Origin of the sequence: Candidatus Uabimicrobium helgolandensis, assembly GCF_041508025.1 — a bacterium.
GTDB lineage: Bacteria > Planctomycetota > Uabimicrobiia > Uabimicrobiales > Uabimicrobiaceae > Uabimicrobium > Uabimicrobium helgolandensis.
Genome location: NZ_CP165719.1, coordinates 5,693,140 through 5,715,655, shown reverse-complemented (window position 1 = coordinate 5,715,655; position 22,516 = coordinate 5,693,140). Strand labels below are relative to the sequence as shown.

General features: G+C 36.0%; 15 protein-coding genes. 10 read left to right on the top strand and 5 right to left on the bottom strand.

Going from position 1 to position 22,516, the window contains the following annotated elements:
- Nucleotides 1–113: 113 nt before the first annotated feature.
- The 3 genes from UABHE_RS21085 to UABHE_RS21075 all read right to left on the bottom strand — a co-directional run bounded on the left by UABHE_RS21085 (nt 114) and on the right by UABHE_RS21075 (nt 7,372).
- Nucleotides 114–4,949: a protein kinase gene (locus UABHE_RS21085; RefSeq protein WP_372365261.1), complete on the bottom strand. Its 4,836-nt coding sequence runs from the start codon at nt 4,947–4,949 to the stop codon at nt 114–116.
- 66 nt (nt 4,950–5,015) lie between these two features.
- Nucleotides 5,016–6,422 carry an aspartate aminotransferase family protein gene (locus UABHE_RS21080; protein ID WP_372365260.1) on the bottom strand — a complete coding sequence of 469 codons (1,407 nt, stop codon included), beginning with the start codon at nt 6,420–6,422 and terminating at the stop codon, nt 5,016–5,018.
- Between the two features lie 2 nt (nt 6,423–6,424).
- A complete protein-coding gene (locus tag UABHE_RS21075) occupies nt 6,425–7,372 on the bottom strand; it encodes a class I SAM-dependent methyltransferase (protein WP_372365259.1) in 948 nt (315 codons plus the stop codon).
- 352 nt (nt 7,373–7,724) lie between these two features.
- Between UABHE_RS21075 and UABHE_RS21070 the strand changes: the two genes are divergently transcribed.
- Nucleotides 7,725–8,366 (top strand): glutathione S-transferase, encoded by a 642-nt coding sequence (locus UABHE_RS21070; RefSeq protein ID WP_372365258.1) that lies wholly within the window; start codon nt 7,725–7,727, stop codon nt 8,364–8,366.
- Here UABHE_RS21070 and meaB read toward each other — a convergent pair.
- Entirely contained in the window at nt 8,363–9,406 is a 1,044-nt protein-coding gene (gene meaB, locus UABHE_RS21065; protein ID WP_372365257.1) for a methylmalonyl Co-A mutase-associated GTPase MeaB, read from the bottom strand. The genes UABHE_RS21070 and meaB overlap by 4 nt on opposite strands.
- Nucleotides 9,399–11,561: a methylmalonyl-CoA mutase gene (gene scpA, locus UABHE_RS21060; RefSeq protein WP_372365256.1), complete on the bottom strand. Its 2,163-nt coding sequence runs from the start codon at nt 11,559–11,561 to the stop codon at nt 9,399–9,401. Before scpA ends, meaB begins: the two co-directional genes overlap by 8 nt.
- Nucleotides 11,562–11,908: 347 nt before the next feature.
- Here scpA and UABHE_RS21055 point away from each other — a divergent pair, with 347 nt between their 5' ends.
- The 9 genes from UABHE_RS21055 to cas3 all read left to right on the top strand — a co-directional run bounded on the left by UABHE_RS21055 (nt 11,909) and on the right by cas3 (nt 22,515).
- The gene (locus UABHE_RS21055) at nt 11,909–12,757 is read left to right on the top strand and encodes a TraB/GumN family protein (RefSeq protein ID WP_372365255.1); all 849 of its coding nucleotides are present in this window, start codon (nt 11,909–11,911) and stop codon (nt 12,755–12,757) included.
- Between the two features lie 8 nt (nt 12,758–12,765).
- Nucleotides 12,766–13,278 carry a hypothetical protein gene (locus UABHE_RS21050; protein ID WP_372365254.1) on the top strand — a complete coding sequence of 171 codons (513 nt, stop codon included), beginning with the start codon at nt 12,766–12,768 and terminating at the stop codon, nt 13,276–13,278.
- 13 nt (nt 13,279–13,291) lie between these two features.
- Entirely contained in the window at nt 13,292–14,461 is a 1,170-nt protein-coding gene (locus tag UABHE_RS21045) for an alpha/beta hydrolase (protein WP_372365253.1), read from the top strand.
- 539 nt (nt 14,462–15,000) lie between these two features.
- Nucleotides 15,001–15,957, top strand: a complete 957-nt coding sequence (locus tag UABHE_RS21040) for a helix-turn-helix transcriptional regulator (protein ID WP_372365252.1) — start codon at nt 15,001–15,003, stop codon at nt 15,955–15,957.
- Nucleotides 15,954–16,619 carry a CRISPR-associated endonuclease Cas6 gene (locus UABHE_RS21035; RefSeq protein WP_372365251.1) on the top strand — a complete coding sequence of 222 codons (666 nt, stop codon included), beginning with the start codon at nt 15,954–15,956 and terminating at the stop codon, nt 16,617–16,619. Before UABHE_RS21040 ends, UABHE_RS21035 begins: the two co-directional genes overlap by 4 nt.
- A 1-nt stretch (nt 16,620) precedes the next feature.
- Nucleotides 16,621–18,474, top strand: coding sequence for a TIGR02556 family CRISPR-associated protein (locus UABHE_RS21030; RefSeq protein WP_372365250.1), 1,854 nt, complete (start codon nt 16,621–16,623; stop codon nt 18,472–18,474).
- The gene (gene cas7b / locus UABHE_RS21025; protein WP_372365249.1) at nt 18,467–19,438 is read left to right on the top strand and encodes a type I-B CRISPR-associated protein Cas7/Csh2; all 972 of its coding nucleotides are present in this window, start codon (nt 18,467–18,469) and stop codon (nt 19,436–19,438) included. The genes UABHE_RS21030 and cas7b overlap by 8 nt, the downstream gene beginning before the upstream one ends.
- 1 nt (nt 19,439) lies before the next feature.
- Nucleotides 19,440–20,150, top strand: a complete 711-nt coding sequence (gene cas5b, locus UABHE_RS21020) for a type I-B CRISPR-associated protein Cas5b (RefSeq protein ID WP_372365248.1) — start codon at nt 19,440–19,442, stop codon at nt 20,148–20,150.
- Nucleotides 20,137–22,515 carry a CRISPR-associated helicase Cas3' gene (cas3, locus tag UABHE_RS21015; RefSeq protein WP_372365247.1) on the top strand — a complete coding sequence of 793 codons (2,379 nt, stop codon included), beginning with the start codon at nt 20,137–20,139 and terminating at the stop codon, nt 22,513–22,515. Before cas5b ends, cas3 begins: the two co-directional genes overlap by 14 nt.
- Nucleotide 22,516 lies beyond the last annotated feature (1 nt).

Sequence of the window (22,516 nt, the reverse complement as noted above, 5' to 3'; positions counted from 1 at the left end):
TGTAAATTTAAAACGAAGCGAAAGGACAATGTCCTAATTCAGTTATCTTATTTTTTCTACAATTAACAGGCAAATACAAGACGAATCTTTTAGTCATTAACACAAGAATCGCACTATTTATTCTTTATCAATGAAGAATCCCATAAGAATTTTGCCGGAGTATAAGATTCAAGTACCATATTTTTATTAGCTTTTAAGCGAAATAGTTGTTGCGCCAACTGTTCGGGTTTCTTGTTTAAAGCGTCAAATAAAGAGAGGCTTGTTATTTTTTGTCTACTTTCTAACAGGTTTGTTTTAGTAAGGGTTTTAGTAACATCCCATAAACAAATAGTTTTATCCCAAGAACCAGAAACTAAATGTTCACCATTAGGACTAAATGCCAATGAACTAATACTTTCAGAATGTCCTATAAATTTAAAAAACTCTTTTCCTGTTCCCACATCCCACAAACGAATAGTTTTATCCCAACAACCAGAAGCTAAAATTCGACCATCAGAGCTAAATGCCAATGACAAAACATAACTTGTGTGCCCAATTAAATTAGAAAAGAGAGTATTTGTCTCTATATTCCATAACTTTATGATTTTATCATTTGACCCAGAAGCAAGTATTTTACCATCAGGACTAAACACCAAAGCAGATATGTCATCAGAATGTCCTGAAAAACTTGTAATTTCCTTACCTGTTTTTGCATCCCACAATTTTATTATATTATCCCAAGAAGAAGCAATTAATTTACTATCAGAGCTAAAAGCTAACGACCTAACATTTTTAGATGAACCATTTATCACAAATAGATTTTTGCCTGTTTCTATGTCCCACAATCGAATGGTATTGTCCCAAGAACTCGAAGCAATTACCTTACTGTCAGGACTGAATATTACTGTTTTGACAGGTTCTGTATGACCAGTAAATTTAAAAATTTCTTTTTGAGTTTTTAAACTCCATAATCGCACGCTACAATCTTGATACTCTTCATCTTCGTCTTCAGCTTCATCGTTATATTCACCTGAACCAGAAGCAAGCATTTTGCCATCTGCGCTGAATGTTACCGAATAGACAACCCCTGAATGTCCTATTAATTTTGAAAACGGTTTATCCGTGTACACATCTTGCATCCCAAGTATCGAGTCGTGAGTTCCAAAAGCAATCTTTTTACCATCGGAACTAAATTCTACAGAATCAATCTTGTCAGTGAGTTGTATTATTTTTGTAGATTTTTTTCCGCTAGCATAATCCCATAATCTCACAGTATTATCTTTAGAAGCGGAAGCAAATTTTTGGCCATCAGGACTAAATAAGACAGAATACACTCTATCATTGTGCGCAGTAATTTTTGAACGTTGCTTTCCCGTTTTAACGTCCCACAGTCTTATTGTGGTGTCGTACGACCCAGAAACAAGAGTTGCGCCATCAGGATTAAACCCTATGGAATAAATACTGTAAGAATGCCCAGCAAAACTCATTACTTCTTCCTTAGAATCTAATGCCCATAATTTTATGGTACTGTAATTTCCGTACTCATCACCAGAACTTGAAGCAATTTTTTGACCATCAGGGCTAAACACTACAGAGTATACCTTATAATCGTGCCCGGTATATTTTGAAATTTGGCTACCTGTTTTAATATTCCACAACCTTATCGTCGTATCTGAAGAACCAGAAGCAATAGTCTTTCCATCAGGACTAAATGTAATCGAGTTTACAGCATCAGTATGTCCATCTATTATAGATAAATCTTTATGATTTTCAGTATCCCACAATCTTATTGTTTTATCTGAAGAACCAAAAGCCAAAATTTTTCCATCAGGGCTAAATGCTACAGAATTGATTTTATCATTGTAGGCGTTTACGGTATGTTTACCAGTTTTTGTGTCCCATAGCCTTATTGTTTTATCTGAAGAACCAGAAGCCAAAATTTTTCCATCAGGACTAAATGCAATCGAATTTACACTACCCACATGCCCACTGTATTGAGCAAGATCCTTACCAGTTTTTGTGTCCCACAACCTTATTGTTCTATCTGAAGAACCAGAAGCCAAAATTTTTCCATCAGGACTAAATGCTAATGTGCGAACTGTATCGATATGTCCGCGAATTTTTGAATGGTGGTTATAGGTATTTGTATTCCATAATCTTATTGTTCCATCACTTGAGCCAGAAACCAAAAATTTTCCATCACAACTAAAATCCACCGAATTTACGCTTGCGATATGGTCATTTATTTTTGCAAACTCCTTACTGATTTTGATATTCCACAATCTCACTGTAGAATCTGAAGAACCAGAGGCAATAACTTTACCATCAGGGCTAAATGCTAAAGAGTTAATAGCGTCTGTATGCCCAGACAACGTAGTAATTTTTTCTCCTGTTTTAACATTCCATAACCTTATACTTTTATCTTTTGAAGACGATGCTAGAAGTTGTCCGTTTGGGCTAAACTTGATTGAGGTTATAGCATTCGAGTGACCTGTAAATTTCGCTAACACTTTTCCAGTACGAACATTTGACAATACAACAATAGAATCATCCGAACCAGACGCTAGAATTTTACTATCAGGAGAAAAAGTCATAGAATTTACTGTACCAGAATGATCACTAATTTTGGCAAGTTCTATATTTTTTTCGACATCCCATAACCTTAGAATTTTTTCTCCTGAACTTGAAGCTAGAAACTTACCATTTGCGCTAAATGCAATTAATTTAATTGGCTTTGTATGTCCTGTAAAAGTATTCAACTTTTTACCAGAACTTGTGTCCCGTAGTTCTATTGTACAGTTTTGGTACTGCTCTTTCTCATCGTTGTATTTTGCTACTCCACAAGCAACTGTTTTGCCATCAGAGCTAAAAGCTATTGCGAAAGTTTTACGTGTGTACTCTGCGAACTTCAGAAATTCCTTACCTGTTTTGTAATTCCAAAATTTTACTTGATCATCTTCAAAAACAGAGCTAAGAATTTGTGTATTGGGAACAAAAGTCACAAATTTAACTGCTTGTGCATATCCGTATGTTGGAGATCTCCAAATTTCTTTTCTTTTTTGCAGAGCTAACTTTATAAAAGCCGTGCTTTTCTGTTTAATATAACTTGACTCTCCTAGTTCGTTTATGTAACGAAGAGCTTTTCCTGCATAAGCACCGCAAGCCCTGTAGGCTCGTTCTTGTTTCATGTAACTATTTATATTTAATTCTTCTTTATCAAGTAAAGACTCTTTGTATGCTCCCTCTGCTTTTTTGAGGCTAATTTCTGCGAGTTGTTTGGTAATCGCATCCTTCTGATATTCAATAGCGTTTTTTTGAACCTCAACCGTTTTTTTCTGCGCAGCCAATTCATACTGCGCTTTACTAACCAATAAAAAACCTACGGTCAATCCAACAATAATAAGAACAATAGCTACATATACAATACCGCGTAATCTTTTTGCCGCTTGCTCAGCTTGCATTTTTGATTTTTGGGCATTATTTATTTTAGTTTTAATTTCTCTAATTTCATTTGTTTTGGCAATAGGAGAAATTTGTGCATTTGCCAAGCCAAAATCTCCATTTTCAAGTGCTACATTCGCATAAGAAAGCCTTGCTTCTTTTTGTCCATTTATAGCCTCTTCATTTTCCTTCCACAAATCAAGAGCTTGATCAAACCCTGATACGGCTTGTGCAAACTTAGTATACAGGTCATTTCGTTCGCTTTCCGTCAACAATTGCTGTTTCACTTCCAGACATTTGTTAAGTATCTTGCGCGCTTTTTCCGAAATAACAAGACTTTCACTGTGTTGGAGATAAGACTCTATAGCACTTTTGAAATCACCAACATTTTGATAGCGTTCTGTGATCTCTTTTGAAAGCGCTTTATGACATATTTGTTGTAATTCTTTTGGAATATCACTAGGAAATGTTGGTAACTTTCCAGTAACAGCTGAAACGAGAGCTTCAACTATTCCCCCCATGTGAGGCGGTTTTTTCGTTAAAATGTGGCAGAGAATTCCTCCTAACAGATAAACATCAGTCCACGGTCCAATATCTTTTCCAGATCCTTCTGCTAATTCCCACGGCATATAATGTGGAGTTCCCATTGGTGACTTAACCATTGAGCGGTGCAGCGCTATTGCAGAACGTTCTTCTTTCGTACGAATATCTACAGCAATACCCCAATCCATAACCAATACTTCACCGAATTCTCCCACCATTACATTAGAAGGTTTTAAGTCATTGTGTATAATTTGTTTACTGTGAGCATAAGCAATCGCATTGCAAACGTTAATTAAAATACTAAGATGAGCTTTTATATCATACTTGTCAGATAACTCTTCCTCTTCTTTTGTTTCTGGATTAAGCAAATTTTTCCACTCTGTGCCACCAACCAACTTCATCGCCAAAAAGACTTCTTCATTTTTATTTTTTCCTAAATCGTAAACTGGTACGATATTAGGGTGATCAAGATAGGCCGTTATTAAAGATTCAGAAATAAACTTATCTTTTTTTATAGAATCTTCTCCTGTATCTTTAATTTTTTTTATCGCGACCTCGCGTTGCAGACTAACTTGTTTTCCCTTAAAAACTATTCCCATACCGCCGCGCGCAATTTCATCTAGTAATTCGTAATTTAAGGTTTCTGCTGAGGGATCTACATCGAAATCGCCATCAATTTCATACGAACCATACTTTAAAGTAGATGCTGATGTCTCCTTTTTTATAGGTTCATTTGATTTATATTCGCAAGTCAATGTACCTCTAGTTTTATTTTCATGATCACCTGATACGACATTTTGACCTACTGTTTGATCAAGTGTGTTCTCAATCTCAACTGGTCCTCCTGTGAGAGTAATTAGAGGCAATTCTTGAGAAGTAATTGTTCCTTTTTCGAGATCAATACTTTTATAAGTAGCACTTGGGTTTGAATTTTCGAAATCAGGAACTATTTTTTTCCATATGTTTTCTATTTTGTCTTTGTCCATAATTAGCTAAGATCTCGCAACTGATTTTATTGGTGTGAAAAAAACGGAAGTCGTCGGTAGTGCTGACTAAAATTCATCTCCATATTCTACTAATTTACCTAATGTTTCGCTGATATCTTCTTCTGTTGCACGTGGATTTATAGTGCAAAATCTTAATACTGTCTTTCCTTTGAGAACAGTGGAGCTTACCATAGCTACTCCTTCTGCTATAGTTTTTTTTACAATAGCACTATTCGTAATATTCAGCGTTTCTTCACAGAGGCCTTCTTTGTAGTAGCGAAAAGTTAAAATCGCCATTTGTGCACTAGTTATGAGCTGCAATTGTGGATTTTTTTGTATTTGCTGTTCAGCAAAGTTGGCAAGAAAGAATCCTCTATCTATGGCTTCGCGAAAAGCCTTAAGACCGAAAACTTTCAAAGAAAGCCATAGTTTTAACGCGCGAAAACTACGACTTAGCTGGATACCGTGGTCACAAAAGTTGATTTCTTTGTCGTGTTTGTGCGCATCTTGTAGGTATTCTGGCAGGATTTGAAAAGTATTCTTAAGGTGCTCTACATCGCGGACAATGGTGCAGCCTATTTCAAATGGTTGAAATAGCCATTTATGAGGATCAAGCGCTATCGAGTCGGCGCGTTCAATGCCACTGAGTTGCTTTTTTCCTTGATCACTCAAGACGGCAGCAGCTCCGTAAGCTCCATCTATGTGGAACCACATCTTGTATTTTTTGCACAAATCAGCGATCGCATTTAACGGTTCGACGGCTCCGGTATTGGTAGTTCCAGAGTTCGCTATAATGCAAAAAGGTTTGTCGCCGTTTTGCTTATCTTCACTTATTTGTTGTTCTAATGTGTCTAGACATAAAACGTGGCTATTGTTACTAGTAATGCGGCGAATATTTTTATCGTGAAATCCGAGAATTGTCAGGGCGCGATCTGTTGCGGAGTGGGTTTGGTCGCTGTAGTATATTGTAGCATTGTTGATATGATTATTTAACTTTTGTTTACGCGCAACGGCAAGAGCTGTTAAGTTTGCCGCAGAACCACCACTTACAAAAATCCCCCCTGCACAAGCCGGTAGATCTAACTGCTTGCACAAAAAATGTAGTGTATCCCATTCTATTTGGCTAGGACCTGCCGAAGCGAGCCATGTTCCTGAAAATGTATTAAATCCTGCGGCCATAGCTTCTGCAAGCACGCCAATAAAATTATTGGGACCTGGAATGTAAGCAAAAAACTTTGGATGCATTAAATTTAAAGTATTAGAAAATACATCTCTTTGTAGTATAGAGAGCATTTCTTCGAAGGGAATAGGAGTTTCACTAAATGATTGAGATAATTTTTTACGCATTTCACCACGGGAAGCTGTTGTTGCCGCTCTTTTTTGCGGAAAATTAGTCCAATGGTCAACGATCATATCAATGACTTGATAGCCCATTTTTTTCATTTCTTGCGGGGAAAATTCTAATTTTGACATAGTTACTCGTCTCTTTTTGTTACAAATAATTCTACTTGGTCGCCAAGGTGCAGTACATCACAAATAAAACACATCGGTAAAAATATAAAAAATAGTAAACCGTATAATGGTTTACCCCAATCGATATTTTCGAAAAATATTTTGTTCTTTGAGCGTGAATTTTTCCAATAAATAATCGACATGATAAAAGAAACAGGATTTGAATTGTAGCGAGTTTTAGTGGTGGTAAACCCCGCTTGCGTTACAAGTTTCTTCAAATTCTTAGTTGAACATACAAACATATGTCTAGGGATATCTAACTCTGCCCAGTGGCGCTGAAAAATTTTGTAGGCAATTGAATGTAGTTGTGGAACACCTATAATAAGTCGGCCTTTTGGCTTTAAAATCCGACATAGTTCGCGAAGTGTCTCACTTGGATTTACTACGTGTTCAAGTGTATGATTCATAGTTATGACATCAAAAAAATCACTTGGATATTTTGCTTTTGCTACCTCTCCGTGAAATATATTGAGATTGTGTTTTGCGGCAAATTCCTGAGAAAACCTTCCCGAATCGACACCATAACAATTCATTCCATGTGTTTGCATATACACTAAAAAATGCCCTGATCCACAACCAACATCTAAAAAATTTCCATTGGTAACTATTTTTGTCGAACGAAACGCCTTGCGTAATGGCCAGCTAAGTAGTTTTAATATATGCGAAGAATTTTTGGCGTAGAATACGCGGAATAGAGCATCGCCAGAACCAGGAATTCCATCTTCGCCTTTTAGAGCATAATAACGTTCTCTAGGATAATGTTTATCCAGATTTTTAGGCACAGGCTTTATTAAAAGTGATTTGCATTTACAACAACGATATAGTGAATATTCGCCTTCGATGTTTAGCATTTGATCCTTGCCACTGAACATAAATTCGTGTTCACCACTCGCACACACAGTACAATTCATAGATTACCTTGCAAAATTGACTTTTTTAAATAACAACACTTCCAAAGTGCCACCACACCAAAACGTTTTTTTATCGCAATTAAAAAAACGTTTTTGTACGATATGAGTAAAACTCAGCATAATATTAGGAATACGACAAAGAATATCCCTTAAGCAAGTCGCAAAAAGTTTTTAAGAACACGCAGCTTGCCTTTGAGTGTCATAGCGGCGTTGAGCCTTCGGTTACATAGCTACAGTTATGTAACCGAAGGCTCTCCTTGCTCTGACACTCAAATTCTACGCTGACTTGAAACGTGCTCAAAAAATTTTTGCGACTCACTTAATTGTTCACTTACAATCTAGAAAGTGTTATATGTCTACAATTTTATATACTTTTCGCCGTTGTCCTTACGCAATAAGAGCAAGAATGGCTTTGTTTGCTGGTGAGTTAAATTTCGAAATTCGCGAAGTAGTTTTGAAAAATAAACCACCGCAAATGTTAGAAGTATCTCCTAAGGGTACTGTACCAATTCTTGTTCATGACAACGATGTTATCGAAGAAAGCCTTGAAATTATGCAGTGGGCTCTTGAAAACTCACCTGTGAATTGGTTAAATTTTGCCGAAAATATTCAAAAAGAAATATATGAGCTTATATCGACAAATGACCAAGATTTTAAACATCATCTTGATCGTTACAAATATCCCCAGAGATATGGAGTAAATGATACAAGTATACACTTTTCAGAATGTTGTAAATTTCTAGATGTTTTACAAAAAAAGTTAGCGTACCATCGCTTTTTATTTGCAGATAGTTTATCTCTCGCTGATGTTGCGATTTTTCCTTTTGTTCGCCAGTTTTCAAAAGTAGATAAGCAAGCTTTTGAGAATTTGCCTCTAGAAAAAATGAAAAAATGGCTAGAATACCATGAGCAAAGTGAGTTGTTTCAATCTGTTATGACGAAGTACACTCCGTGGCATCAAGAAAGCAATCCTGTTTTTCGCAATAATACCTAAGATTCGTGACTTGCACTACGATACAAATCCATTAGTTGCTTTACCGCGGTTGTTGTAAGAGCAGAACCGTTGCAAACATTTTCTTCTGCAGTTGATAACTCGCGTTCGATGAGCTTGTGATTATAGAAATCATCTTTTAATTTTTGCAAAATTAAATTGTGCAACCATTTTTTCTCTTGTTGCTGCCTTTTATGATGAAAAAAATGGTTTTCCTGCATTAAGGTTTTATGGTTTGAAATAATACTCCAAATATTTTCAATACCTTCATTTCTTAGTGCAGAACAGGTTGTTACTTGTGGCCGCCATGAATATTTACGAGGAAACAAATCAAGACTACTTTGAAATCTATTTGCTGCGAGCTCCGACGCTGATTTATTCTCACCATCTGCTTTATTTATCGCCACAGCATCAGCAATTTCCATGATTCCTCTCTTAATTCCTTGCAATTCATCGCCTGAATTCGCCAAAAGCAAAAGTAGAAAAAAATCAACCATACCATGAACAGTCGTTTCCGACTGCCCGACCCCAACTGTTTCAACAATAATTATATCAAATCCGCATGTTTCACACAGAATGATCGATTCTTTGGTTTTACGCGTTACACCTCCGAGAGAATCTCCTGCAGGAGATGGACGAATATAAGCATTGTCATTCCGGGAAAGTTTTTCCATGCGCGTTTTGTCACCTAGAATACTCCCTTTAGTGCGATCACTAGTTGGGTCAACAGCTAAAACAGCGATTTTGTAACCTTGGTTGATTAAATATAAGCCAAAGCTGTCAATAAATGTACTTTTACCTACTCCAGGTGTTCCAGTGATGCCTATGCGAATTGTATTCTTGGATTGTGTACGCAAACAACCACTTACAATTTCGTCGGCAAGAGTTTTATGTCGCGAACTATCGCTTTCCACCAAGGTAATCGCTTGGCTAAGTGTATAGCGATCACCTTGTACGATTTTATCTATGTATTCTTTAGCACTGCGTTTCTTACGCCGCGCCTTTAAAGATTTTTGCCAGTTATGAAACCGCTTATCATCCACCAATATCCTCTTTCGTTGCTTCAATAAGCAAAGTGAGTATTTCTTGCGCAGCACTAGCAATAACAGTACCTGGGCCAAAAATCCCAACAACCCCTTTTTCATATAAATAATCGTAATCTTGTGGAGGAATTGTTCCACCTGCAACGACGAGAATATCTTCGCGATCAATTTTTTGTAGTTCGCTAACAATTTGTGGTACCAAAGTCTTATGACCACCAGCAAGTGTCGAAATACCGAGTATGTGTACGTCGTTTTCCGCCGCTTGTTTTACTGCTTCTTGCGGGGTCTGGAATAAAGGGCCGATATCAACATCAAACCCTATATCAGCAAAACTCGTTGCCACAACTTTCGAACCGCGGTCATGTCCATCTTGTCCAATTTTTGCTACCATAATGCGCGGACGACGCCCTTCTACTTTTGCAAATTCATCTGCCAATTCTTGCGCTTTTATAAAATCCTTGTCATCGGCAATTTCTCTAGCATAAACACCACTGATCGTTTGCGTATGTGCCTCGTAGCGTCCAAATACTTTTTCACACGCCAAAGAAATCTCTCCAAGCGTTGCTCTTTTCTTTGCAGCCTCGACAGCTAAAGCGAGAAGATTTCTTTTTCCCGATTTAGCGCTTTCAGTAATATCACTGAGAGCTTTCTCGACTTCTTCGCTATTGCGATTTTCTTTTAATTGCTGTAAACGCGTAATTTGATTTTGGCGCACAGAAGAATTATCTACTTCTAGAATTTGTAAGTCGCTTTTTTCATCGACTTTATATTTATTGACCCCAACAATCGTATCCTGCTTACTATCTATACGTGCTTGTTTACGTGCAGCAGCTTCTTCAATTCGCTTTTTAGGAAGTCCAGCGGCAATTGCTTTTGCCATCCCGCCCATGTCTTCTACTTCTTGTATTAGCTTCCAAGCACGATGCGCTAAATCGTGGGTTAACTTTTCGACATAAAACGATCCACCCCAGGGATCAATGTTTTTAGTAATATTTGTTTCTTCTTGCAAAACAAGTTGCGTATTGCGCGCAATACGTGCTGAAAAATCAGTAGGTAATGCAAGCGCTTCGTCAAGAGCATTGGTGTGAAGTGACTGTGTATGACCACACACCGCTGCCATTGCTTCTATACAAGTACGAGCGACATTATTAAAAGGATCTTGTTCAGTAAGGCTCCAACCTGAAGTTTGACAGTGTACACGCAAAGCCATTGATTTTTGGTTTTTAGGGTTAAATTGCTTAACGAGTTTTGCCCACAACATACGCGCCGCACGCATCTTGGCAATTTCAGTAAAGTGATTCATACCAATCGCCCAAAAAAAGGAAATACGCGGCGCAAATAAATCAATATCAATTCCTGATTTAAGGCCAAGTCTCAAGTATTCAAGAGCATTGGCGAGTGTATATGCCACTTCTATATCAGCAGTAGCTCCCGCTTCATGCATGTGATATCCACTTACACTAATAGAGTTAAACTTAGGCATGTTTTCTGCCATGTAAGAAAAAATATCACCTATTATACGCATTGACGGATCTGGAGGATATATGTAGGTATTGCGAACCATAAATTCTTTGAGAATGTCGTTTTGTATTGTTCCTCGTAATAATTTTTGATCAACACCTTGTTCTTCAGCGGCAGCAATATAAAAAGCTAATATTGGTAGTACAGCTCCATTCATCGTCATTGACACCGAAATTTTATCAAGTGGTATTTCCGAAAACAATATTTCCATATCGACAATAGAGTCCACTGCAACGCCTGCTTTTCCAATATCTCCTTCTACCCGTGCATGATCTGAATCGTAGCCACGATGCGTTGGTAAATCAAATGCGACAGAAAGACCTTTTTGACCCGCCTTGAGGTTTCTACGATAAAACGCATTGGACTCTTCTGCCGTTGAAAAGCCTGCATATTGACGAATTGTCCATGGACGAACAGTGTACATCGAAGCATATGGACCACGTAAGAATGGTGGAAGACCTGCGGCAAAATCTAAATGCTCTACGTCAGTAACATCATCAGCAGAATAGATTTTTTTTACTTCTATTTTCTCTGGAGTTTGCCATGCCCCACCAACATCTACATCATCAGATTTTTCTAAATACCTGTTTATATTCTCTGTACTATATTCAACTTTTGTAAAATCGGGTTTCATTATTTTATGGCGAGTATACCTATCTTGTATTTAGGGCGTCTCAGTATTTTTTAAGCAACCAACAGACGGCTCATAATTCTTTTACATATTTGTAGTATATAAGAAAGTAATTTGGTCTCGCGCTTCCTTTCTAGTATAATCTATTTTAGACTGGGACATTTCATTTCGACCACATCCCTTCTTATAATATTCCATTTATTATTATTTATCAAGAAGTTTGCGATGCTAAAGCTCTGTCGCAAATATATTAAATATTTGGCATATTTGCATCTTAATTGACTTTTATGTAAAATAGCTACGCGTTTTAATTCGTGATCTAGTTATATAAATTTAGAAAAGGTTCTTTTATGAAAAAAATAATTTTACTACTACTGTTTATTGCGATTACTGTTGCCCAAGAAAGCCAAAAAACAACACCTGTCTTTTGGAAAATAGAAGCAGAAAAGCCTGTTTACTTACTAGGCACAATACATCTTGGTGTTGATGCTGGTAAAGAATTTCCTAAAAAAGTATGGGAAGAACTGAACAAATGCCAGACTTTAGTTTTAGAAATTGATATGAGCAAAGTCAATCAACTTAGTATGATGATGAAAATGCAGTTGCCACCGGGCAAGTCACTAGATCAAATGCTTGGTGCTGATTATTGGGCAAAATTTGAAGAGTTTATAAAGCCTTCACCAGCGATGCTGTACAAACGCTTCAAACCTTGGATTATACAAACAATTGCTGCACAAAAATTCATGCCAATGACTCCAGCAGTAGAAATGACGTTATTAGCAAAAGCATCTGAAAAAAAGATGAAAATTGATGCTCTTGAAACAGTAGACGATCAATTTAACGCTCTTGATGCAATACCGGAAGAAAAGCATATCGATGGAATTAAACGTATGCTTGATGATTTGCCTGGTACACGAGAACAAGCACTAGAACTGCTAGCAGCATATCGCAGTGGAGACTTAGAGAAACTAAGAAAAGTAACCATAGAGTCTGAAGATGTGAAAGAAGCGCCAGAGCTAATAGAGCATGTTATAGTAAACCGCAATAAAAAATGGATTCCAAAAATAGAGAAACACATTAAAGAAGGTAATGTTTTTATTGCTGTAGGAGCAGGACACTTTGTTGGTGAGAGTGGTGTTATAAAGTTACTAGAAGCAAAGGGATATAAAGTTACTCGCATTGAATTTGGCGAAGAATAGGACTTGTTATGTTGCTGAGAATTTCTCTACTGATTGTTTTATCTATTGGTCTATATGCGCAAAACAGCGCTGCTGATCGCCAATTTTTTATAGACAGACAAATTTCTAGAGCAAAACAAATTGCTGAAGAGACAAAAGATGTTGCTGTTGTTGTCGAAACAGAAAACAAAGCGCTAATTCTTTTTTGCAACGGCAATTTTGAGTTTGTGCTACTACACGCACGCAAACGCAATGTTGGAATGAATATTAAGGGGATGGACTTTGTTTTACTAGATAAAGTAAATGGCAAAGACATTGTTTTCAAACGCCCGCGACGTTTTCGTTCATTTTTTGCGAGCGGAAAAGAGATTAAAATACGTAAAGATACTTTTAAATCGTATACCAATAAAGTAACTTCTACTGGTGAATTTTTCAAAGCTTTTGTTCTAAATAACCGTCGGCGTGCTACTAGTAGAGCTGATTTTATTGATGTACAAATTTTTGATTTTCGCGCCAAAGATAAACGTAAAAAAACGAAATAATGGTCACTTTTGAATGCAACCTAAAATAGAACACACACACACACAAGATAATGTACGCTTAGCATTAGGTCGTTACAAAAATTCCCACGGTATTCCAGTGATTTTAGCACATGGGCTTGCCCAAAATAGTTATTTTTGGGATTTCCCTGTTGAATATCATAGTTTTGCAAAATATCTATTCACAAAAGGTTATGATGTATGGTTACCTTGTTTACGTGGGCATGGACGTGGCGCTTTACACAGCGACAACAAATCCGACTGGAGTTGGAACATCGATGATCTAGCGATTTACGATGTTCCAGCTATTATCGAAAAAGTGTATCAAGCCACCGAACAACATCCTTTTTGGGTCGGTCATAGTATGGGAGGAACTCTCGCATACATGTATTTACAGGGCGCGCACTATGTAAAACGTATTGTCGCAAAAGAGTTTATCAAGTTAGGTAACCACGTTGAATGGAAAAATGTTCACAGCATAAGTGTTAGCGCTTGTGAGCAAAAAGCACACCAAAGAAACGCTGAACTCAGAGGTCTTATTACTGTAGGTTCTCCCGTAGCAATGACCTGGTCTTACGACCCTTTTTTAACAAAAATGATGAACCACCCTATACGCCAAGATTTACATATACTGTCTTTTCTAAGCAATCGTAAACTTTTGCGAAATACACTAAATAAAGTTCCCTACCTTCCCGTCTCCTCTGCTCTAGATATTGTAGAAAAATCATTCGGAAAATGGATCAGAAAATGCATACATCTTCCTCTCGCACAGATAGGCACAACAAAAGCATTTTCACTTTTTTGGCACCCACCAAATATGAACCGTCACTTAATCCAAACCCTAATGAAAGAATCCCTAAACGACGTATGCTCTAAAGTACTAGAACAATTTGCTGATTGGGCTGAAAACCGCACCTTTCGTTCTTTTCCAAATGGAAACGAAAAGCCACACATATACGCAGAACATTTTTCCAAAATAGACAGTCCTCTTTTAATTGTAGTCGGTGCCGAAGATAAAATAGCCAAACCATCAGTCATATACCGCGAAGGTTTTTTAAAAATGGGAAGTGACAACAAAAAATACAAATGTTTTGAAAAATTCGGGCATAATGACTTATGTATGGGACTAGCGGCTCCAACAAAAGTATTTCCCTTTATTGAAAATTGGATTGCCGCTAATCTATAACCGTAGAGGTCGTCGCTCGCAAAGCTAATATATATTTTTAGAGAACTTGCCACGACAAAAATAGGTTCGCAAAAATATTAGCTACATGCCAATTATCATTGCATGTGATTATTCTTTTGTAATAAAAGGTAGGATATGCAGATTTTTCCCATTTCAAGACTTGAGTACATTTAAATCGTTGTCCAATGCTTCAAAAGTGAAGTAAAAGATATAGTACCATAGGAATGTATTTCCTCCTTCTACAGGAGAAACGAACCGATATCTGCCTGTCCTGCAAAAGTACATCATCACCTGTAACACTTCCAAATGCTGTCCGAACACCTCCTACTTCAGCTAAAGCTAAATCTATAGAATTATTACTAAAAACAACCCCATGACTGCTTCAAATTGATTAGATTTGCCGCTTTTAAAAAAATATCAGTAATACTTGTTAGAGAGCGTTGAATACTTGTAAAAGCCATAAAATTTACAAAAATCTTGCAGTGACACTATATGTCACTACAAGATGCTACAATCTAATAAAAAATTTGGAGGTGCAAATGTCGTATGTCTCTTTTGAAAGATTAAAGTACATTGATAGTCAAATTCGTCAAAATCTTTATCCTGATCGTTCCAAAATAGCTGAAATTTTTGGTGTTCACACTCGCACGATACAAAGAGATCTTGATTATATGCGAGATAGGCTAAGAGCACCAATTGATTTTGATCGCATCAAAAAAGGTTTTTATTACACCAAAACTAATTATATTCTTCCTGCTTTATATGTGAACGACAAAGATATTTTTTCGTTGTCTGTTGTAGATAAAATTCTTACGCAGTACAAAAATTCACCTTATTTTAAAGAGACGAAAGAAATACTCGATAAAGTTTTACACCATTTGCCAGAAGAGGCTTTTCAGCAGCAGGATATCGTTTCTTTTAAAGAAAGACCTTTTGTTAAAGTAGGCAAGAAAAAAGTAAAAATTTTTGAAGATGCCACTGCAAAAAAACGACAGGTAGATATGGTTTATCAGTCTTTCCACAAAGATGGAGAGATAACAAGTAGAGTGATTGATCCATATAATTTAATCACACGCAATGACAATTGGTATGTTATTGCTTTTTGCAATAAAAGGCAAGAAATGCGGACTTTTGCACTTGCACGCGTAAAAAAATATAAAATAACATGTCAGAATTTCAAAAAAAATGAGAACTTTTGTTTAGACAAGTATATTAAAGAAAGTTTTGATTTTGAAAGAGGGGTGAAAGTTTATAACGTAAAATTGCATTTTTCAGCTTATCAAGCAAACTGGATTCGCGAACGAAAATGGCATAGAACTCAAAAAATATTAGAACAAGACGATGGATCTCTTATTCTTTCAATGAAAGTTAGAGGCCTAAACGAGTTGAAACGATGGGTTCTTTATCATGGACCTGAAGTAAAGGTTCTAGAACCGTTAGAGCTACAAACATTGGTTATTGAAAACATCAAAAAAATGAGCGAGTTGTACAAATGAAAATGGTAAAGATTTTATTTTTAATATTTAAAGACGTTACTTTAAAAGCTTACGAAATCCCCAAATTAAGAGGATATTTTGCTTCGACCTTAAAGCATCACACATTGCTACACAATCATTTACCAGGAAATAAATTTGATTATAAATTCCCGCGTATTCAATATCGAATTATTGAAAATAATCCAGCTCTTCTTGCAATAGAAGAAGGGGTCAAGGTAATCGAAGAGGTCTTTTTTCAAACGCAGCAACTTGTTATTGGCAGTAAAAAAACTATTGACACAAATCAAAAGATGATTCAAGTAAAGGAATGCTTTTTTGGGCAATCTAGTGAAGTTCATAAGTATTCGTTTACTGCACCTTGGCTAGCTCTCAACAAAGAGAATTATCAAATATACCGCAAAACAGATTTGCTAGAACAGCAAGTATTGCTAAAAAAAATTCTCAAAGGGAATCTTATGACTCTTGCTAAAGGTTTCGATTATACGATAGACGATATAGACAAGGTGAGTATTGAAGGTATTTTTATTCCTAAAAAGGTAAATTTTAAGAATGTGAAAATGCAAGGTTTTACAGGCAGCTTTATGACGAATTTTTGTATTCCAGACTTATTTGGTTTGGGGAAACAATCAGCAAGAGGTTTTGGAGTTATTAGAAGGAGTTAGCATGATAAATGCCATTGCAGAGTTAGGACAGTTTAATCAAGGACAGGATTCGAATAGTAAGTTAGATATTTGGTTGGAAGATTCATATCACCAAAAAAACTATCCGCATCTACTACTCATTGAGTTTATAAAAAATGAAAAGGGAAAATGGCAATTTTCAGGCGTTAGTTACAGAGAACATAGCGCCCAACTAAAAGGAAAACTTTTATACAAACGAGGTTCTTCTAGAGGCTCTGACAAAACGCCTACCTGTAAGGTTGCAAAAGGAATTGAAAGTTCATTTCAACAGAAAATAGTAAATTGGTTTTCTGGTGCATCGTCGAAAGATTTTTTAAATGACAAAGAAAGATTGTTTATTCAAGAGATTTCAAATGTCATAACGGAAAAATCTTTAGTTATCAAAGAGTTGCTGGTAGAAAAACAAAACACGTTATCTAAAGGCGGAGTAGTTCTTTCATGCACGTTTAATCAAGGAGGTAACGATTTTTTTGTAGGCGAAAAAACTTTTTTTAGTAAATTTATTATTGAAGAATCAAAAGCAGACTACATGTATTCCAAAACGTTTAATAAATATTCCTGTGCTAAAAATAAAGTTTGTTCTATTTGTCAGAAAAACCAAGAAGAAGTGTATGGTTATTTTACATCTCTAAAGTTTTATACCGTTGATAAACCTGGTATGGTCAGCGGCGGATTTCAGCAAGACAAAAGTTGGAAAAATTACCCTGTGTGTTTAAACTGCGCCTTAAACATTGAGAAAGGCATTCAGGTAATCGAAGCAAAATTAGATTTTCAGTTTTACGGTTTGAAGTATTACTTTATACCCAAATTACTTTTGCGCCAAAACAAAGAAGATATCATAAATGATATCTTGAATCTTGAAATGCGCAAAGAGCAAAAAGTAAATGCCAAATTAAAAAAAAGAATAACAAATGATGAAGGTGAAATATTGGAATATGCAACAAATTATAATAACCAAATTGCTTTTACTCTGCTGTTCTATGATAAGCCGCAAAAAGTTGTGTTTCGTATTTTGGCCTCCATTGAGGAACTACTGCCATCAACACTCAGTAAACTCTTTAATGCAAAAGACTATGTTGATAATGCATTTGCATTTATGAAAAAAGACAATCAACCTCTTTTCAATTTTAATTTCGGTTTTTTACGTACTTTTTTTCCCAACAACAAAGTAGAAGGGAATTTTAACAAAGCTTTTTTAGAGATGGTGCAAAAGATATTTTCTAGTAGCTATATTAGTTACTCATATTTATTAAAACATTATATGAAACATCTTCGGTACTCATTTGTTCACGATCAATTTTTTTGGCACGATACAATTAAGGGGTTTATTTTACTAAATTTCTTAAGAAAATTACATTTACTAGACTCTTCAACCAGAAAGGAAAATATGGATATTCAGTTTTTTACTACTTTTTCCATAACATCGAAAAATGAATTTGAAGAAAAAGTACAACTATTTTTTCGCAGCTTTGACTCCTTTTTTTCTCAAGATTCTCATAAGGCGATCTTCCTATTAGGTGTCCTTACTCAATTTTTATTAAATGTACAAAAAAGAGAACGCCAAGCAACGCCTTTTCGCAGTCGCCTAAAGGGATTAAAAATGGACAGTAGAGATATTGCGACCTTGCTTCCGCAATTAATAGAAAAATTGGAGCAGTACAGAGCTAACTACTATACATCTTTAGAAGAACTTATTTCAAAACATTTACTATCAGCAGGAGATTATCGCCAGTGGAATATTGCGGTTGACGAAATGAACTATATTTTTGCACTAGGCATGAATTTAAGTAAACACTTTAAAATCCAATCAGAAATAAAGGAGAACAAAAATGAGTAACACTATTAAAAACCGCTATGAAATTTTATTTTTATACGATATCAAAGATGGCAACCCTAATGGAGATCCTAACGACGAAAACAAACCGCGTATAGATGAAGAAACATCGCAAAACTTAGTGACAGACGTTAGGTTAAAAAGAACGATTCGCGATTACCTACATCAGCAGGGCAATGATATTTTTGTTCAAGAGAAAACGCATGGCACAGAGGGCCATATTCAAGACGCAAAACTCAGAGCAAATGATTATGCACAAGACCTAGACTTAAGCAAGGTATCCATAGGAGAAGCTCAAGGTGCTATTGCAAAAAATATTCTTTCAAGTTGTATAGATGTTCGTTTATTCGGGGCGACAATTCCTCTTGAAATCAAGCTGAAATCAAAATCGCAAAAAGGTTCTATTACCTATACAGGCCCTGTGCAGTTCAAAATGGGAAGGTCTTTGCATAAAGTGAAAATAAATTTTATAAAAGGAACAGGTGCATTTGCTTCTAAACAAAATAGTACTCAGAAAACCTTTCGCGAAGAATACATGCTTCCCTATTCCTTGATAGCCTTTCATGGTATTATCAACGAAAATGCCGCAAAACATACATTATTGTCAGATAACGATGTTTTGAGTTTGAAAAAAGCTTTGTGGAGCGGCACAAAAGAGCTGATATCAAGATCCAAGTTCGGACAAATGCCGCGTCTTTTACTGTTGATCAAATACAAAAAAGCAAATTTCTTCATGGGAGATTTAGACCATTTGATCAAGCTTAAGAGTGAACTGCGTGACGAAGAACTTAGATCTCCAGTTCAGTATAAAATCGATCTATCATTGCTGCTAAACAAAATCGAAAAAAATAAGGAGCACATCGAAGCGGTAGAATTTGCGCACTGCGATCAAATGAGTTTTTGCGATGCTGAAAAAGATCTTGAGCTTGCCCAAATAGACAAGTTTAAAAATATTGATGTGGTGTGAGATGGAGGTTTTGTCTTTTAAACTATGGGGAGATTTTGGTCATTTTAAAAAATTCTATACGACAACTTCTCCTCTTACATTTGAATTTCCGCCACCAGCAACTATCATTGGCATTATCTCAGCAATAATAGGTCTTGATAAAAAAGAGTATCTTCATTCTTTTCAAAACCATGAGGAGTTTTCTATTGCTGTGGCCATTGTAAACCCAGTTAAAAAAGTTCGCTGGTCGCAAAATTTAATTGATACAAAGCAGCATTTTTGGCTTATTGATAACAGAACACAAATTCGCATAGAGTTTTTAAAAAACCCAGCATTTGTTATCTATTTTCGCCATAAAAACCAGAATATTCACAAAAAATTACAACAGCATTTAGAGCAACATACTTGTGTATATACCGTTAGTTTAGGCTTAAGTGAATTGCTTGCTAATTTTAGTTACTTGGGTAAGGAGACACTGCAATTAGAAACAAGCGCTACATGGCAACAAATTCGAACGGTGGTACCTTTTTCTAAATTGCAAAACGATAGCAATGTAATTGATTTCGAACCAAATAAGGAAGTCTTCAAAACCAATTATCCTATATGGATGGAACCTGATCGCGTTGTTAGCAAAAGAGAAGATATTGTTTTTGAAAGAAACGGGCAAAGTATGCGCTGCAAGGTAAAAGAGTGCTGGGTCACTGGTGGAGGAGAGAAGATTGTCTTCTTCTAATATTTATTCTCACCCAGGAAAATTACTTTGCGTTCACTTAGAGAAAGTGGCGGATGCTTGTCTAAATAAATTTCAAAAAACGCAACATTGTTTAGATAAATACGCTTCACAGGAAATATGGGAAAAACTCATTTGGATTATGGGTTTTTCCCATGACTTAGGCAAGGGAACGAATTATTTCCAAACATACTTACTCTCGACTAATGCTAAGGAAAGGAAACAACTTAAGGGACCTCTCACCAGCCATGCGCTTATTTCTGCTGTTTTAGCGCACTGGATGGTAAAGCAGCTAGTTGCACATTTGGAAAACGATTTAAGTGAAATATTGCCCTTATTTATATATCTAGCGATAAAAAAGCATCATGGGAATATTAATAATGCAATGCCAACTAGACACAATGATTCCGATGAACTCAACATTCCTATTGAACATTTAGATAAACAGTTGCAATCATTCGAATTAAAAGAGTTGCAGCTATTATTTGATATGATCAATGACAAACACAGTTGTGATTTCAAGGCGCAATTATTACCAGAATCTTTAGTATTGTATTTTAACAAAAATCTTTTACGTCAGGCAAAGAAGCGTTTTAAAAAAGCAATCAAAACAACGGATTACTATCTAATGTTTCTGTACTTGTATTCTTTACTACTGCATTCGGACAAAGAAGATGTGGTGTTTGGTCGTTCCATATATTCTTCTCCTATTGCGCTGCCTGTAGATATAGTCGACGAATATAAGCGTGGTAAATTTGCATCCTCTTCTAGCAGCATGGACACAATGCGCGAAGAAATCTATAAAGAAGCATTACAAACGGCGGTAAACAGTACACACAAAATTTTTTCTCTTAATGTTCCGACGGGAACAGGTAAAACGCTTACTTCATTAGCCGTTGCGTTGCAATTAAGAGAAAAGCTACATGCTCAAGGTCTATCGCCCAAAATTATTTATGGTTTACCGTTTACGAGCATTATCGACCAAAATTATCAAGTGTTTAACGATCTACTTGGAAATCCCTCGTCTGATGTGCTTCTAAAGCACCATCACTTAGCAGAGGTTTCTTACAAGATAACAGACTTAGAAGCTGAATTTGAAACAGGCGAGTCTAAATTTATGATGGAGAGTTGGCAATCGGAAATAGTCGTTACCACGTTTTACCAAATTTTTCACACGCTTTTCACCAATCGCAATCGAATGATTCAGAAGTTTCACAACTTAGCCAACTCTATTATTCTGTTAGACGAAATTCAAGCTGTCCCATATAAATATTGGGAATTGCTACGTGAGATAATACTTAAATTCTCACAATTATTTCACGTACATTTTGTCTTAATCACTGCAACACAACCAAAAATATTTGCAGATCATGAAATCACAGAACTTGTAGCGAACAAAAAAGTTTATTTTGACAAACTAGATCGAATTAACCTGCAATTTCACTCCCAAAAAGTGACTCTCGACGAATTTACCGAACTTTGTCAACAAGCAGTAGAAAATAGCAGCGAATCTTTTTTGTTTATTATGAATACTATCAATAGCTCTCTGGAGTTATTTAAACATTTACAAAGTTGCGAGTTTGATGCTGAGTATTTTTATTTAGCAACCAACATAATACCAAAACATCGCTTACAAAGAATCCACCAAATAAAGACATGTAAATCTCGAAAAATAATCGTTTCAACACAAATGGTTGAAGCGGGCGTTGACTTTGATATTGAAAATGTGTGGCGTGATTTTGGTCCTCTTGAATCTATCAATCAAGTGTGTGGAAGATGTAATCGCAATTCTTCCGAAAAAAAAGGCAATGTACGTATATTCGAAATCGTAGATGAAGCGCGCAATAATAAACCTTATGCACATTATGTATATGGAAGAACGCCATTAAGTTTAATAGAAACAAAAAATGTGCTTGGAGGAAATGACAAGATTACAGAAAAAGAATTCCTTAAAAATATGGACAGTTACTATCAAAAACTAGAACAAAAAATGGCCAAAGATACATCTTTAAATATTATCGAGTGTATGCAAAATTTACAGTTCGAAGATGTAAATTCATCTTTTCGTTTGATTGATGCTCAAGGATATGAAAAAAAAGACATATTTATTGAACTTGACAGTAATGCGCAGAAAATATGGGAAAAATTTGTATCTTTACAAGAAGAAGAAAATCGATTTGAGCGCAGAATCAAGTTTTTGAAGTTCAAAAAAGAGTTTTTTGATTATGTGATTTCGGTTCCTAAAAAGTATGTTCCCGAAGAAGAGTATCCAAATAGCTGGGTTGTATATATTCCAAATGAAGGAATAGAAGAATCCTATGATGAGGCTACGGGATGGAAAAGAGATGATAGTAATTATATTTGGTAGG